Raw genomic sequence first — 15620 nt, 5'->3', positions numbered from 1 at the left:
CCCGCCGCCCTCTACCGCGCCATGGTCCGCCTCACCCGCCCCAGCACTGACCACAGCGGCGGAAACCGCTGATCCGCGCTCTACGTGTCCTGTCAGGGGCTCACGCCGAGGCGTCCCCGGATGCGCGTGTGCCGGAGCCCGCAGATGGCGTCTGTCGCGCGGTTCCCGGCGCGATCAGGTAATCAGGAACGGTGAACAAGGACGCGAGCGACGCCTTCGTGCATGTCCGGGGCGCCAGTGAGAACAACCTGCGGAACATCGATGTCGACGTTCCGCGGGACGCGATGGTCGCCTTCACCGGCGTCTCCGGTTCGGGCAAGTCCTCGCTCGCGTTCGGCACGCTCTACGCGGAGGCCCAGAGGCGCTACTTCGAGTCCGTGGCCCCGTACGCCCGAAGGCTGTTGCAGCAGGTCGGCGCACCGCACGTGCAGGAGATCACCGGACTGCCACCCGCGGTGGCCCTGCAGCAGCGCCGTGGGTCGCCCAGCTCGCGCTCGACGGTCGGCACCCTCACCACACTCTCCAATCTGCTGCGCATGCTGTACTCCCGTGCCGGCACCTATCCGCCCGGGGCCGCACGGCTGGAAGCCGAGTCGTTCTCGCCCAACACTGCGGCCGGCGCCTGCCCGGAGTGCCACGGGCTGGGCGTCGTGCACGACGTCGCCGAGGACCTGCTCGTCCCGGACCCCTCGCTGAGCATCCGCGAGGGGGCGATCGCCGCCTGGCCGGGCGCCTGGCAGGGCGCCAACCTCCGCAGTGTGGTGAACGGACTGGGGATCGACATCGACCGACCGTGGCGCAGACTCCGGAAGAAGGACCGGGACTGGCTGCTATACACGGATGAGCAGCCCTCCGTGTACATCGAGCCGGAGGAGGACCGGATCGATTACGGCTACCAGGGCAAATTCTGGAGCGCCCGCAAGCACGTCATGCACGTCCTCGCCGACTCCAAGAGCGAGAAGATGCGCGAACGGGCGCTCCGGTTCGTCAGGAGTGTGCCCTGCCCCGAGTGCCACGGCAGCGGACTGCGGCCCGAGGCGCTCGCCGTGACCTTCGCCGGACGCTCCATCGCCGAGATCAACGCGATGCCGCTCGCCGAGGCCGCGGCGGTGCTGCGGCCCGTCGCGGGGCGGTCCAGGGCCGACGCCACCACGTCGACCGCCCGATCGGGGGAGACGACCGAGGTCGCGGTCCGGATCTGCGGCGACATGGTCGCGCGCGTCGACGTACTGCTCGACCTGGGCCTCGGATACCTCAGCCTCGGGCGCCGCTCCACGACCCTGTCGCCCGGCGAGGCGCAGCGCCTGCGCATCGCCACCCAGCTGCGCTCGGGGCTGTTCGGCGTCGTCTACGTCCTCGACGAACCCTCCGCGGGCCTGCACCCGGCTGACGCGGAACCCCTCCTTGACGTGCTGGACCGCCTCAAAGCGGCGGGCAACTCGCTGTTCGTCGTGGAGCACGACATGGACGTCGTACGGCGGGCGGACTGGGTGGTCGACATCGGCCCGGGTGCGGGCGAGGGCGGCGGACGCGTGCTGTACAGCGGTCCGGTGGACGGTCTTGAGCGGGTCGGGGAGTCGGCCACGAGCCGGTACCTGTTCGGGCGCGCCCAGCCGCTCGACCACCGCCCGCGCACCCCGCACGGCTGGCTGCGCCTGCGCGGTGTCTCCCGCCACAATCTGCACGAGGTGTCCGTCGACGTACCGCTCTGTGTACTGACGGCGGTGACGGGCGTGTCCGGTTCCGGGAAGTCGACGCTGGTGACGCAGGTGCTCGCCGAGGTCGTGCGCGGCCACCTCGGACTCGTACCCGAGGAGCCGGACGAGGCGCGGTTGGAGGTCGATGTCCAGGATGCTTCGGGGGTCGAGTCGTTCGACCGGCTGGTCCGGGTCGACCAACGGCCCATCGGCCGGACTCCCCGGTCCAACCTGGCCACGTATACGGGGATGTTCGACGCGGTGCGCAAGCTGTACGCGGCGACGGACGAGGCCAGGGCGCGCGGTTACTCGGCCGGGCGGTTCTCCTTCAACGTGCCCGAAGGGCGGTGCGAGACCTGCCAGGGCGAGGGATTCGTCGCGGTGGAACTGCTGTTCCTGCCCGGCACCTACGCGCCGTGCCCGACCTGTCGGGGCGCCCGGTACAACGCCGAAACGCTGGAAGTCACCCACCGCGGCAAGAACATCGCGGAAGTACTGGCGCTGTCCGTCGACGCCGCCGCAGAGTTCCTGTCCGCCGTCCCCGCCGCCTCCCGCAGTCTGGAGACATTGCGCGAGGTGGGCCTTGGGTATCTGCGGCTTGGCCAGCCCGCGACGGAACTCAGCGGTGGTGAGGCACAGCGCATCAAACTCGCCACCGAACTGCAGCGGGCCCGCCGCGGGCACGCGCTCTATCTGCTCGACGAGCCGACGGCGGGGCTGCACCCCTCGGACATCGCTCTGCTGCTGCGGCAGCTGCACCGGCTCGTCGACGCGGGTAACACGGTCGTCCTCGTCGAACACGACCTGGACACGGTCGCCACCGCCGACTGGGTCATCGATCTCGGGCCGGGCGGTGGCGACGCGGGCGGGCGGGTGGTGGTGGCGGGCCCGCCGGCCAAGGTGGCGAAGTCCCGTCGCAGCGCCACCGCGCCCTATCTCGCGGCCCGGCTCGCGCGCTCCTGACGACGGCGCGCGGCTGGAAACCGGTCACTTCTCGCAAGTCCCACCATCGACCTCCTCCGACAGGGATGATCAACGCACGGGACCTCCCGTGCGCCCCATCGAGGTACGCGCCGCGCCGCGCCGCGCCGCACGGCAGCGGAGCGGTACACCGTGTAAGCGATGTCCCAGACGCGTGGTCGGTCGCAGCCTCCGGGACTGGCAACCCCCAACGGCGGCAAGGCCGTTGAAGGCACCGGTCAGATCCAGCCCAGCCGCGCCGCGCGCAGCCCCGCCTCGAACCGGCTGCGGGCGCCCAGCCGCTCGTTGAGTGATGCCATGATCCGCCGGGCGGTGCGCGCCGAGATGTGCAGCTGGACCGCGGCGGACTCGTCGGTGTGGCCCTCGGCGAGCAGGGTGAGTAGGGCCCGCTCCTGCTCGCTCGGCACCTGGCGGGTCCCGGCCGGGTCGCCGCCCAGTGGGGTGGCCGCGCCCCAGACCCGCTCGAACAGGGCGAGCAGGGGAGCGAGCACGCCGGGGGCGGAGAGGTGGAGCGCGCCCTTGCCGCTGTCGGCCGGGTCCATCGGGACCAGGGCGTACGTGCGGTCGACCACCACCAGTTGGGTCGGCAGTGCGGCCACGGTACGGACCTGGCCGCCCTGCGCGACCAGTGCGCGGGTGTGCTCCACGGCCGTCGCGTCGTCGCGGATGCTGTCCGGGCCGACGGTGCGGATCGCCACCCCGCGCCGCAGGGCGAGCGCGTCGCTCTCGCGCGCGGCCCGCAGCGCCGCCGACGGCCGGGGGACGTCCGCCAGGAAGGTGAGGATCTCGATCCGGGCCTCCAGGGCCAGCCGCTCCAGCCGCCGCCGCACCGCGTCCGGCCCGGCCAGGCGTTCGACCCCGTCCGCCCGCTGCGCCGGGCCGCCCGAGCCGGCGAGGATGCGGACCAGCGCCTGATGGCTGCTGGCCATCTGGTGCTGGCGCCGCAGCAGTTCGTCGTGCTGCTGGTCGAGCAGCCGCTTCACCCCGAGCACCGGATCGACCACGGTGAACCGGCTGGGCGCCTCGAACGACGTCTGCACCAGTTGCAGCGCGAACAGCCGGTCCAGACAGGCGTGGATCCCGTCCGGTGTGATGGCCAGCTCGGCGGCGAGCTCGGCCACGCCCAGGGCCGGCCGGTCGAGCATCATCCGGTACACCGTCCGGTCCAGCGTCTCCAGTCCGAGCGTCGCGGACATTCCCTACCCCCATCGTGTGCCGGTTCCCCGGTGGGTCCGCTGTTCCGGCGGATCCGCGCCCAGTGTGGAACGCGGCCATCTACAGCCCATACATCTCGCGTCTACACGTATATGCGAGGGGCGAGATGGGCTGTCACAAAGCGGCCTGGCCGCTTCTGACCAGCCAAAACGTGTTCCCTCGGGGGTGGACGCCGGTCAGGATGGGGCCATCGCCGCGGCGCAGCGCCGGGCGGTTCCGAATCTTCTTCCTTCCCTTCTGCCGAGGGCACCTCCATGACTTCTTCCCTTTCGTGCGCCGTCCGTACGGCCTCCGCGGTGGTCCGTACGACCTCCGCGGTGGCCGGTCACGGCCCGGCCCGGCCCTGACGTACTCCGCAGTGGAGCTGACCGTCATCACCCTCGACGCGGCCGACCCCGCGCAGGTCCGCACCGCGGACAACGCCCGCCTGGTCGACCTGCTCTGGACGTCGGCGGTCCGCGGCGAACGCCTGGAACACATCAGCGTCCAGGCCGGCCGGCCGGGCCGCCTCCACCTCGGGATGTTCATCGCGGCGACCGGGGAGGGGAGCACCCGCTCCACGGCGCTGGCCATCTGCCGCCGTGCGCTGGCGATGTCCCCCCTGCCCGGCGGCTGGCGCATCGCCGCCGCCCCGCCCCTGATCCAACCCCTCTGCCATGACCTTCCTTCGATGACACAAGAGGAGCACCCGTGACCAACCCCTTCGAGGACGAAGAGGCCGTCTACCTCGTCCTGGTGAACGAGGAGAACCAGCACTCGCTGTGGCCCGCCTCCCTCGCCGTCCCCGCCGGGTGGCACACCACCCACGGCCCCGCAGCCCGCCAGGAGTGCCTGGACCACATCGAGAGGACCTGGACCGATCTGCGTCCGGCCAGCCTGATCGCCGCGACGAAGGAGGCCTGAGCCATGACGACCCAGCGCACCGCTAGGCCCCGGCACTACCTGATGTGCCGCCCCAGCCACTTCACCGTCAGCTACCGCATCAACCCCTGGATGGACCCGGCCAAGCCGACCGACACCGCGCTCGCGGTACTCCAGTGGGAGCGGCTGTACGCGCTGTACCAGGAGCTCGGCCACACCGTCGAGCTGATCGACCCGGTGCCGGGCCTGCCCGACATGGTGTACTCCGCCAACGGCGCCACCGTCCTCGACGACCGCGTTCTGGTCGCCAACTTCCGCCACGCCGAGCGGACCGACGAGGCCCCCGCCTACCAGGCGTGGTTCGAGCAGCACGGCTACCCGGTGGTGCACGCCGCCCGCCACACCAACGAGGGCGAAGGCGACTACCTGGTCGCCGGTGGCCGGGTCCTGGCCGGTACGGGCTTCCGTACCGACCTGGCCGCGCACGCCGAGGCCGAGCGGGTGCTCGGCGCACCCGTGGTGAGCCTCACCCTGGTCGACCCGCGCTTCTACCACCTGGACACCGCGCTCTCCGTCCTGGACGACGACGAAGTCATGTACTACCCGGGCGCGTTCTCGCCGGAGAGCCGCGAGGCGCTGCGCGAGCTGTACCCGGACGCGCTGCTCGCCGAGGAGGCCGACGCCGAGGTTTTCGGGCTCAACGCCGTCTCGGACGGGCGCAATGTGCTGCTCCCGGAGACGGCGGGCAACCTCGCGGACCGGCTCGCCGGGCGTGGTTTCACCCCGATCGGTGTCGATCTGTCGGAGCTGCTCAAGGGCGGCGGCAGCGTCAAGTGCTGCACCCTGGAGCTCCGTCACGCCTCGGGCGCCCCGGCCGGTGCCCGATGAGCGCCGCACTGCACTGGCACACCGAGCCGGGCGCCCCCGCAACCGTCGAGGCGCCTACGCTCGCCGACGCGGCAGCCGCCCGTGACTGGCTCGCCGCCCACCAGGAGGAACTGCGCGCGGGCCTGCACCGTTACGGCGCGGTCTACCTGCGTGGCCTGCCGATCCGCAGCGTGGAGGACTTCGCGCTGGTCCGCGACGAGCTGATCCCGACCGCGACCCCGTACCGGGAGAAGGCCACTCCGCGCAGCGACTACGGCAGCGGCGTGTTCTCCTCCACCGATCTGCCCGCCGCCCAGGCGATCCGGCCGCACAACGAGAACAGCTACACCCTGACCTTCCCCGGGCTGCTGCTCTTCGGCTGCCTGACCGCGCCCGAGGAGGGCGGCGCCACTCCGGTCGCCGACTGCCGTGAGGTGCTGCGGCTGCTCCCGCCCGAGCTGGTCGAGCGGATGCGCGCGCACGGCTGGGTGCTGACGCGTAACTACTCGCAGACCCTGTCGGTCGGCTGGCAGGCCGCGTTCGCCGCCGACCGGGCCGAGGACGTCGAGCGGTACTGCGCCGAGAACCTGATCTCCTGCCAGTGGGGCGAGGACGGCCATCTGCGCACCGAACAGCTGCGGCCGGGCGTCGTGCGTCATCCGCACACCGGTGACGAGGTGTGGTTCAACCACCTCGCGTTCTGGAGCCCGTTCTCGTTGGACGAGGACATCCGCGAGGTCCTCCTGGAGGAACTCGGCCCGGACGGACTGCCGTTCTCCACCGCCATCGGCGACGGCATCCCCCTCACCGCCGAGGACCTGGCGGCCGTCAACGCCGCCTACGACCGGGCCACGGTGCGCCGCACCTGGCAGCCGGGCGACCTGATGCTCGTCGACAACGTGCTGGCCGCGCACGCCCGCGACCCCTACCGGGGCGAGCGCCGCATCCTGGTCGCCATGGGCGACCCGATCGCGGTGAGCGACTGCGCCCCGAGTGTCGCCCCCGCCCCGGCGGTGTCCCATGGCTGAGCCCCAGGACCTGGTAGCACGCTTCCTCGCCACCGCGGCGGCGGTCCCGGACCGGATCGCGATCCACGCCCCGGACGCCTCCCTCACCTTCGCCGAGCTGAGCGCGCGCACGGCCCGTCTCGCCGGACGGCTGCGTGCGCTGGGGGTCGGCCCCGGTGACCGGGTGGGCATCAGCGCACGCCGGGGGGTGCACTGGGCCGTCGCACCGCTGGCCGTATGGCGGGCGGGTGCCGCGTATGTGCCGCTGGACCCGGCCTACCCCGACGACCGGCTCGCCCTCACCGCCGCCGACGCGCGGCTGCGCGCGGTGGTCTCGGACACCGGCGCCCTGCCGTGGGCCGACGGCCTGCCGGTGCTGGGGCCGGACACGGCGGACGCGGCGGACACGGCGGGCGAGGACCGTTTCGAGGACCCGGCAGCGGGCGCGCTCGATGCGGCGTACGTCATCCACACCTCGGGCTCCACCGGCCGCCCCAAGGGCGTCGAGGTCACCCGGGGCGCGGTGAGCGCGCTGGTGGCGGGTCTGGAGGAGCGCGGCGTCCACCCGGCCGGGCACCGCGTGGTCGGCTGGAACGCCAGCCTGTCCTTCGACGCCTCGGTGCAGCAGTGGGTCCGGGTCTGCCGCGGCGACACCCTGGTGCTGCTCTCCGACGACGACCGCACCGACCCGGCCCGCCTCGCGGCGCTGCTCGACGAACACGCCGTCACCGAGATGGACTTCACCCCCTCGCACTGGCAGCTCGTCGGCTCCCGTCTCGCCGGGCGCGGGCTGCGGCTGCTGCTGGGCGGCGAGCCCATACCGGAGCGGATGTGGCGGTCGCTCGCCGACGGGGAGGACGCCTGGAACCTGTACGGGCCGACCGAGTGCACCGTCGACGCCACCGCGACCCCCATCTCCGGGCCGGTTCCGCACCTGGGTCATGCCCTGGCCCACGTGCGCGCCCATGTGCTCGACGAGACGCTCGCCCCGGCCGGCACCGGTGAGCTGTATCTCGCGGGTCCGGCCGTGGCCGTCGGATACGCCGGACGGCCGGGCCCGACCGCCGAGCGGTTCGTCGCGGACCCCTTCGCAGCCGACGGGAGCCGGATGTACCGCACCGGCGACCGGGTGCGCCACCGCCCGGACGGCACGCTGGAGTTCCTCGGCCGTATGGACCGGCAGATCAAGGTCCGCGGCTTCCGGGTGGAGCCGGGCGAGGTGGAGGACCGGCTGCGCGAGCACCCTGAGGTCACCGCCGCAGTCGTCGCGCCGCGCACCGGCCCGGACGGGGACGCCCTGCTGGCGGCGTACTGCGTCACCGCGACGGACACGGCGGTGAGCGACGACGAGCTGCGCGCGCACTGCGCGGCCACACTGCCCGGCCATCTCGTGCCGTCGGCCTTCGTCCGCCTGCGGGCGCTGCCGCTGACCCCCGGCGGCAAGGTCGACACGGCCGCGCTGCCCGAGGTCACGGTGGTCGCCACCGCCGCGGGGCGGGCGCCCGAGGGCGAGCTGGAGCAGCTCATCGCCGAGGTGTGGGCCGAGGTACTGGGCCGGGGCAGCGTCCACGCGGACGAGAACTTCTTCGCGCTCGGCGGGCACTCGCTGGTGGCGCTGAGGGTGGTCTCCCGGCTCAAACGGGCCACCGGCATCGTCCTGCCGACCAAGGACGTCTACCGCTTCCCCCGGCTGAGCGATCTGGCCCGGCACGCGGAGTCGGTCCGGGCGGGCGGTGCCGCATGAGCGCCCCGGACACCACCGTGGTCCGCCTCACCCAGCGCCCACAACCCGCCCGCACCCTGGTCTGCCTCGGCTTCTGCGGCGGCGGCACGGCCTCGTTCCACCCCTGGATCCCGGCGCTGCCCGACGACACCGACCTGGTGGCCGTCTGCTACCCGGGGCGTGAGGGCCGCTTCCTGGAAGAGTGCGCGCAGAGCTGGGACGAGCTCGCGGCGGACGCCGCGCACGCCGTCGCGTCGGTCGCGGCCGACGGTCCGTACATCCTGTTCGGGCACAGCATGGGCGGCTGGATGGCCTTCGAGGTCACCGGCCGCCTCACGGCGGCCGGCGCCCCGCTGCCGCAGTCGCTGGTGGTCTCCGCCTGCAACGCGCCCGACCAGGGGCTCACCGAGCGGGACCGGTTCCCCGCCCAGGGGCAGCACGACGGCGAACTCCTCGACTGGATGCGCACCCACGGCCTGCTGCCCGCGCACGTGCTGGAGGAACCCGACCTCACAGAGATGGCCGTGGAGCTGATGCGCGCCGACATCCGGGCCCGCGACACCTTCACCTTCGCCCCCGGCACCCGCGTCGACGTACCCGTGCAGGTCCTCTCGGGCGCGGACGACCCGGTGATCGGGGACGACCTCGGCCCGCGCTGGGCCGGCCTGACCACCGGCGGGTTCCGCCACGACGTCCTGCCCGGCGGGCACTTCTACACCCCCGCCGTATGGGAAGCCCTGCCCACCCGGATCGCCGCGCTCGGCGCACCGGTTACCGCCACCCACTGACGAACGGCACCACCATGACCTATGCACCCGCGTTCGGCATCAGCCATGTCGAGCACTACGTCGCCGACCTGACGTCCGCCGCCGCCGAACTGACCGCGGCCTACGGCTTCCGCCCGGTGGCCCGTACGGCGTCCGCCGAGGCCGAGTCCCTGGCACTGCGCCAGGGCCGTATCACCCTGGTCCTGACCCAGGCCCGCTCGCCGCACCACCCGGGCGCCGAGTACGTCCTGGCCCACGGCGACGGCGTCGCCGACATCGCACTCACCGTCACCGACGTCCCCGCCGTCTTCGCCGAGGCCGTCTCCAGGGGAGCGGTGCCGCTGGCCGTGCCCAGGCGCCATGAGGACGGCCGTACCACCGCCGTCATCGGCGGCTTCGGCGATGTGGTGCACACCCTCGTCGAGCCGGGCCCCGACGGGCTGCCGCCGGGCTTCACCGTTCTGCCCGACGCCGCCGCGGCCCCCGGCGACGAACTCCTCGACGAGCTCGACCACTTCGCGGTCTGTCTGCGCGCCGGGGAACTGGAGCGCACGGTCGAGTTCTACACCCGGGTGCTGGGCTTCCGGATGATCTTCAGTGAGCTGATCAAGGTGGGCGCGCAGGCGATGGACTCCAAGGTGGTGCAGAGCGCCACCGGCGAGGTCACCCTCACCCTGATCCAGCCCGACACCAGCGCCGAGCCCGGGCAGATCGACCGCTTCCTTCAGGAGCACGGCGGCAGCGGCGTCCAGCACCTGGCGTTCGCCGCCCGCGACGTGGTCCGCGCGGTGGGCACTCTGCGCGAGCGCGGCGTGGAATTCCTCTCCGTGCCCGACACCTACTACGCGATGCTCACCGACCGCCTGGAGCTGACCCGGCACAGCATCGGGGAACTGCACGGCCTGCACGTCCTGGTCGACGAGGACCACGACGGCCAGCTCTTCCAGATCTTCACCCGCTCCACCCACCCGAGGCGCACCCTCTTCCACGAGGTGATCGAGCGGTTCGGCGCCCGCACCTTCGGCAACGGCAACATCAAGGCCCTGTACGAGGCGGTGGAGGCCGAGCGCCTGAACGCCGGGGAAGTGCTGCGATGACCACCCACGCACCGGTGCGCACCCAGGACTTCGCGGAGCGCGCCGAGCAGCTCCTGCCCGCGAACGTGTGGGACTTCCTCGCGGGCGGCAGCGGCGAGGAACTGACACTGGCCGCCAACCGCGCCGCCCTCGACCGCGTCACCCTGGTGCCCCGGGTGCTGACCGGCACCGCGGGCCGCACCACCGGGGCCGACCTGCTCGGCACGGCGGCGGCCCTGCCCCTGGCCGTCGCCCCCATGGCGTACCAGCGGCTGCTGCACCCCGACGGCGAGGCGGCCACGGCCCGCGCGGCCAAGGCGGCCGGGGTGCCGTTCGTCCTCAGCACGCTCAGCAGCGTGCCGGTCGAGGAGATCACCGCGCTCGGCGCGGACACCTGGTTCCAGCTCTACTGCCTGCGGGACCGCGCGGCCACCGACGAACTGGTCCGGCGGGCGGAACGGGCGGGCTGCTCGGCGCTGATGGTGACCGTGGACGTCCCCGTGATGGGGCGCCGGCTGCGGGATCTGCGCCATGGCTTCGCGCTGCCGCCCGAAGTGGCGCCCGCCCATCTCGACCCGGCCGCCACCGGCCGCACCCGCCAGGGGCGCGCCGGCAGCTCCGCCGTGGCCGAGCACACCGCCGAGGCGTTCGCGGACGACCTCGACTGGGACGACCTGGCGCGGCTGCGCGCGGCCACCCGGCTGCCGCTGATCGTCAAGGGCGTCCTGGACCCGCGTGACGCCGCCCGCGCCGCCGGCCTCGGCGCCGACGCCGTGGTGGTCTCCAACCACGGCGGCCGTCAGCTGGACGGCGCGGCGGCCGGTGTCGAACTGCTGGCCGCCGTCCGTGAAGCCGTCCCCGACGGCTGCCGGGTGCTGTTCGACAGCGGCATCCGGAGCGGCACCGACATCCTCAAGGCGCTGGCACTGGGCGCGGACGGGGTGCTGCTCGGTCGTCCCGTCCTGTGGGGCCTGGCCGTCGACGGCGAACAGGGCGTACGTGAGGTGCTGCGGCTGGTGGAGAGTGAACTGCGCTCCGCCCTGTCGCTGTCCGGCTGCGCCGGGCCCGCCGATGCCCGGCGCCTCGATGTGCGGGGGGCGCGGCAATGACCTCACCCGTACTGCTCGACCGCGCCGATCTGCACGCCTCGCTCGCCGACCCCGCGCTCGTGTCGATGACCTTCCTCAACGAGGTGGCGGGCCGCTACCCCGACGCGATCTCCTTCGCGCCGGGCCGGCCCACCGAGGAGACCTTCGACGTCGCCGACCTCCACCGCTATCTGGACGCCTACACCCGCTACCTCGCCGAGCACCGGGGCTACGACGAGGTGCGGGTGCGGCGGGAGCTGTTCCAGTACGGGCGGACCAAGGGCGTCGTCCACGAGCTGATAGCTCGTCAGCTCGAACTGGACGAGGGCATCGCCGTCGACCCGGAGGCCATCGTGGTCACCGTCGGCGCCCAGGAGGCGCTGTGGCTGGTGCTGCGCGCGCTGAAGGCCGCCGAGGGCGATGTGGTGCTGGCGGTGACGCCCGCCTATGTCGGCCTGACCGGCGCGGCCCGGCTGCTCGACCTGCCGGTGCGGCCCGTCGCCGAGGGCCCCCACGGGCTGCGGCCCGAGGAGCTGACCGACCGGATCCGGGCCGTGCGCGCCGCGGGGGAGCGGCCCCGGGCCCTGTACCTGGTGCCCGACTTCTCCAACCCCAGCGGACACTCCCTGGACCTGGCGACCCGCCACCGCCTGCTGGAGATAGCCGAGCAGGAGGACATCCTGCTCCTGGAGGACAACCCCTACGGCTACTTCCGGGCCGACGAGGGCGAGCGGCTGCCGACGCTCAAGGCGCTCGACACCGGGCAGCGGGTCGTTTACCTGGGGTCGCTGGCCAAGACCTGCTTCCCCGGCGCCCGGGTGGGTTACGCCGTGGCGGACCAGAAGATCGCGGGACCGGACGGCGGCCTGCTCGCCGACGAGCTCTCCCGGGCCAAGAGCATGGTCACCGTCAACACCTCACCGGTGAGCCAGGCCCTGGTCGGCGGCATGCTCCTGGAGAACGGCGGCAGCCTGCTGCGCGCCAACGAGCACTCGATCGCCATCTACCGCCGCAACCTCGACGGCCTCCTGAAGGGCCTGGAGCGCCGTTTCTCTTCCTTGCCCGGCGTCTCCTGGAACACCCCGGCGGGCGGGTTCTTCGTGGTGGTCAGCGTGCCGTTCCCCGTCACCGACGCACTCCTGGAGGAGGCGGCCGTACGGCATGGCGTGCTCTTCACCCCGATGCGCCACTTCGGCGACGACGACCGATCGGCCCGCCAACTCCGCCTCTCGTGCAGCTATCTGACCACCGATCAGATCCAGGCGGGGCTCGACCGCCTCGCCGTCCTGATCACCGATCACACCGGGGGAGCGCCGGATGCCTGAGCGCCCCCGCCCGGACCGACACGAAGGACACCCCATGCCCACCGACGCGAGCGGCCCGTCCCGGCCGCTCAGTCACCTCCTGGTCGCCGCCGTACGGCGCCACCACGCCTCGGTCGCCGTCGTCGACCAGGGTGTCCAGTACAGCTACGCCGAACTCGACCGGCGTTCGGCCGAGATCGCGGGAGGGCTCGCCGCCCGGGGCATCGGGCCGGGCCGGGTGGTCGCCGTCCACGCCCACCGCTCGTGGGCGCGCTGCGCCGCGGTCCTGGGTGCCTGGCGGGCCGGAGCGGGCGTGGTCAGCGTCGACCCCGCCATGCCGGCCCCCCGCGCCGCGAAGATCGCCCAGTTCAGCGATCTGGTCATCCGCGCCGACGCCACCGCGCCGACCGGTCTCGGCCCGGCCGAGTGCACGGTCGACGAGGTGCGCGCCGCCCCTTTGCGGGAACCGCTTGAGGGACCGGTCGGCTATGTCATCCCCACCTCCGGCTCGACCGGCGAGCCCAAGTCGGTGGCCGTGCCACCGGGCGTCCTGGCCGCGCTCGGTGAGTGGCACCGCGCCCGCTGGTCCCACGACCGCCCGCCGCACACCCTGCAGGCGTCCTCCATCGGCTTCGACGTCGGCTACGAGGAGCTCGTCGCCACCTGGCTGGCGGGTGCCCGCCTGGTGGTCGTGGACGACGAGCAGCGCCAGGACCCCTTCACGCTGATGGAGGTGGTCCGCGAACACCGGGTGGCCCGGCTGTTCCTGCCCGTGGTGGGGCTGCACGCACTGGCGACGGCCGCCGTCTTCGAGGACCGCCCGATGCCGGACCTGAGGGAGATCGCGGTGGCCGGCGAGCGGCTGGTCGTCAACGCCGAGGTACGGGAGTTCTGCGCGGCCGGCGGCGTCACGCTGGTCAACGAGTACGGGCCCAGCGAGACCCATGTCGTCACCGAGTACCGCATGGCGCCCGTGGACGCGGCCCGCTGGCCCGACCACCCGCCGATCGGCCGGGCGGTCGCCGGTGCGGAGCTGCTGTGCCACTCCGACGGTGTGCTGCGGCCGTTCACCACCGGCGAGCAGGGCGAACTGTTCGTCGCCGGGGAGCCGGTGGGGCTGGGATACCTGGGCGACCAGGAACTCACCGACGCCAAGTTCCGTACCCTGCCGCACCTGGACGGCACCGAGCGCCGCTGCTACGCCACCGGCGACCTGGTCCGCTTCGACGGCACCGACCTGCACTTCGTGGCCCGGGCCGACGACCAGCTGAAGGTGAGCGGCTACCGGGTCGAGCCCGGCGAGGTCGAAGCCGTCCTCGACGCCGTGGCGGGCGTGCGCCGGGCCGTGGTGGTGGCGGTGACGGTCGCGGGCTCCACCCGGCTGGCCGCCGCCTACACACGGACCTCCGGCGCCGACGCCGACGCAGAGGTGCTCGCCGCGGCCTGCGCGGCCCACCTGCCCGCGTACATGGTCCCCAAGCACTTCCAGGCGCTTGAGGAGCTGCCGGTGACCGCCAACGGCAAGGTCGACCGGGCCCGGCTGCGCACGCTGTTCGGCGCCGGCCGGACCCTCTGAGACCCCGCGACAACAACCACCCGAGGAAGGAATGCGAGTGACACCGCAGGAGCAGATTCTGTGCGGCGTGCTGGCCGACCTGTTCGCCAGGCCCGGCATCGGCCCCGAGGACAGCTTCGTCCGGCTGGGCGGCGACAGCATCATCGCCGTCCAGGTGGTCGGCGCCGTCCGCCGCGCGGGCTGGGCCATCACCGTCCGCGACGTGCTCTCCCAGCCGGACGTGGCGCACCTCGCCGCGACCGCCAGGCCCGTGGCCCGGCCCGTCCGCCCCCGCGAGGAGGACGGCGTCGGCCCCGTCGTGCCCACGCCGATCATGCACTGGCTGCGCGAGCGCGGCGGCCCGGCCGACCGCTACCACCAGTTCATGGTGGTGCGCACCCCGGCCCGGCTCACGCTCGACGGCGCCCGCGCCGTACTCCAGGCGCTCCTGGACCGGCACGACATGCTGCGGCTGCGCGTGAGCGACGACGGGCCGCACACGCTCCCCGTCGGCGCGGTACGGGCGGAGCAGTGCCTGACCCGGTCGGTCGCGGACACGGCCGCCGGTATCGAGCGGGAGGTGCACGCCGCCCGCGACCGGCTCAGCCTGGCCGACGGACACGTGGTGCAGGCGGTCTGGTTCGACGCCGGACCCGCCGCGCCCGGACGCCTCGCGCTGGTCATCAACCACATGGTGATCGACGGCATCTCCTGGCGGATCATCACCGACGACCTGGCCCGGGCCTGGAGCGCCGTCGCCGACGGGCGGGCACCCGCGCTCGACCCCGTCCCCACCTCCTTCCGCCGCTGGTCCCGGCTGCTGGCCGCCGAAGCGGACCGGCGCCCGGACGAACTGCCGTACTGGACCGAGACGGTACGGGCGGGCACGGTGGCGCTCGGCCGCCGCGCGCTCGACCCCGCCCGCGACCACGAGGACCGCGCCGCGCACCTCACTCTCACCCTGCCGGCCGCCACCACCGGGCCCCTGCTGACCGGGGCGGCCGAGCGGCTGGGCGCCGACGCCAACGAGATCCTGCTGACCGGCCTGGCGCTGGCCCTGGCCCACTGGCTTGAGCAGCCGGGCGACGTCCTGGTGAACCTGGAGGGCCACGGCCGCGAGGAGATCGCCGAGGAGGCCGACCCCTCCCGTACCGTGGGCTGGTTCACCACCCTGTTCCCCACCCGCTTCGCCCTCGCCGGTCTCGCGGCCCCCGACGCCGAGGCGGGCGGTCCCACCGCCGGGCTCGCGCTGCGGCGGGTGAAGGGGCAGCTGCGCCGGATCCCCGGCAAGGGCCTCGGATACGGCCTGCTGCGCCATCTGCATCCGGCGGGCGGGCCGCTGGCCGCCGGATGCAGATGGCGCAGCAGGCCGTATCCGAGGCCCTTGCCGGGGATCCGGCGCAGCTGCTCCTTCACCCGCCGCAGCGCGAGCCCGGCGGTGGGACCGCCCGCCTCGGCGTCGGGGGCCGCGAGACCGGC

The 15620-nt window shown here is 73.4% G+C and carries 13 protein-coding genes; 12 read left to right on the top strand and 1 reads right to left on the bottom strand.

All coding sequences use genetic code 11. The features are described from left to right. Positions 1-191: 191 nt before the first annotated feature. Positions 192-2660: an excinuclease ABC subunit UvrA gene (uvrA, locus tag ACJA3G_RS12690; RefSeq protein WP_406553046.1), complete on the top strand. Its 2469-nt coding sequence runs from the start codon at positions 192-194 to the stop codon at positions 2658-2660. Between the two features lie 236 nt (positions 2661-2896). Here the strand turns inward: uvrA and ACJA3G_RS12685 are convergent, their stop codons facing one another. Beyond that, positions 2897-3874 carry a LuxR C-terminal-related transcriptional regulator gene (locus ACJA3G_RS12685; RefSeq protein WP_406553045.1) on the bottom strand — a complete coding sequence of 326 codons (978 nt, stop codon included), beginning with the start codon at positions 3872-3874 and terminating at the stop codon, positions 2897-2899. Between the two features lie 377 nt (positions 3875-4251). On the opposite strand from ACJA3G_RS12685, the gene ACJA3G_RS12680 reads away from it, so the two are divergent. The 11 genes from ACJA3G_RS12680 to ACJA3G_RS12630 form a co-directional block, all read left to right on the top strand. Continuing rightward, on the top strand, positions 4252-4587 hold the full coding sequence (locus ACJA3G_RS12680) for a hypothetical protein (RefSeq protein ID WP_406553044.1): 336 nt from the start codon (positions 4252-4254) through the stop codon (positions 4585-4587). Further along, the gene (locus ACJA3G_RS12675; protein ID WP_406553043.1) at positions 4584-4796 is read left to right on the top strand and encodes an MbtH family protein; all 213 of its coding nucleotides are present in this window, start codon (positions 4584-4586) and stop codon (positions 4794-4796) included. The genes ACJA3G_RS12680 and ACJA3G_RS12675 overlap by 4 nt, the downstream gene beginning before the upstream one ends. 3 nt (positions 4797-4799) lie before the next feature. Beyond that, positions 4800-5642 carry a dimethylargininase gene (ddaH, locus tag ACJA3G_RS12670; protein ID WP_406553042.1) on the top strand — a complete coding sequence of 281 codons (843 nt, stop codon included), beginning with the start codon at positions 4800-4802 and terminating at the stop codon, positions 5640-5642. Continuing rightward, positions 5639-6649, top strand: a complete 1011-nt coding sequence (locus ACJA3G_RS12665; RefSeq protein WP_406553041.1) for a TauD/TfdA family dioxygenase — start codon at positions 5639-5641, stop codon at positions 6647-6649. The genes ddaH and ACJA3G_RS12665 overlap by 4 nt, the downstream gene beginning before the upstream one ends. After that, positions 6642-8372, top strand: coding sequence for a non-ribosomal peptide synthetase (locus tag ACJA3G_RS12660; RefSeq protein ID WP_406553040.1), 1731 nt, complete (start codon positions 6642-6644; stop codon positions 8370-8372). Before ACJA3G_RS12665 ends, ACJA3G_RS12660 begins: the two co-directional genes overlap by 8 nt. Next, on the top strand, positions 8369-9139 hold the full coding sequence (locus tag ACJA3G_RS12655; RefSeq protein WP_406553039.1) for a thioesterase II family protein: 771 nt from the start codon (positions 8369-8371) through the stop codon (positions 9137-9139). The genes ACJA3G_RS12660 and ACJA3G_RS12655 overlap by 4 nt, the downstream gene beginning before the upstream one ends. Before the next feature lie 14 nt (positions 9140-9153). Beyond that, positions 9154-10215 (top strand): 4-hydroxyphenylpyruvate dioxygenase, encoded by a 1062-nt coding sequence (hppD, locus tag ACJA3G_RS12650; RefSeq protein ID WP_406553038.1) that lies wholly within the window; start codon positions 9154-9156, stop codon positions 10213-10215. Beyond that, positions 10212-11303: an alpha-hydroxy acid oxidase gene (locus tag ACJA3G_RS12645; RefSeq protein ID WP_406553037.1), complete on the top strand. Its 1092-nt coding sequence runs from the start codon at positions 10212-10214 to the stop codon at positions 11301-11303. Before hppD ends, ACJA3G_RS12645 begins: the two co-directional genes overlap by 4 nt. Continuing rightward, a complete protein-coding gene (locus ACJA3G_RS12640; RefSeq protein ID WP_406553036.1) occupies positions 11300-12607 on the top strand; it encodes a PLP-dependent aminotransferase family protein in 1308 nt (435 codons plus the stop codon). The genes ACJA3G_RS12645 and ACJA3G_RS12640 overlap by 4 nt, the downstream gene beginning before the upstream one ends. 34 nt (positions 12608-12641) lie before the next feature. Then, positions 12642-14162 (top strand): AMP-binding protein, encoded by a 1521-nt coding sequence (locus tag ACJA3G_RS12635; RefSeq protein WP_406553035.1) that lies wholly within the window; start codon positions 12642-12644, stop codon positions 14160-14162. Positions 14163-14199: 37 nt separating this feature from the next. Beyond that, a partial coding sequence (locus tag ACJA3G_RS12630; RefSeq protein ID WP_406553034.1) for a condensation domain-containing protein occupies positions 14200-15620 on the top strand: 1421 nt, incomplete at its 3' end.

Source organism: Streptomyces sp. YS-3, assembly GCF_045257485.1.
Taxonomy (GTDB): Bacteria; Actinomycetota; Actinomycetes; order Streptomycetales; family Streptomycetaceae; genus Streptomyces.
The sequence above is the reverse complement of the archived record's forward strand: the minus strand, read 5'-3'. Positions and strand labels throughout refer to the sequence as shown.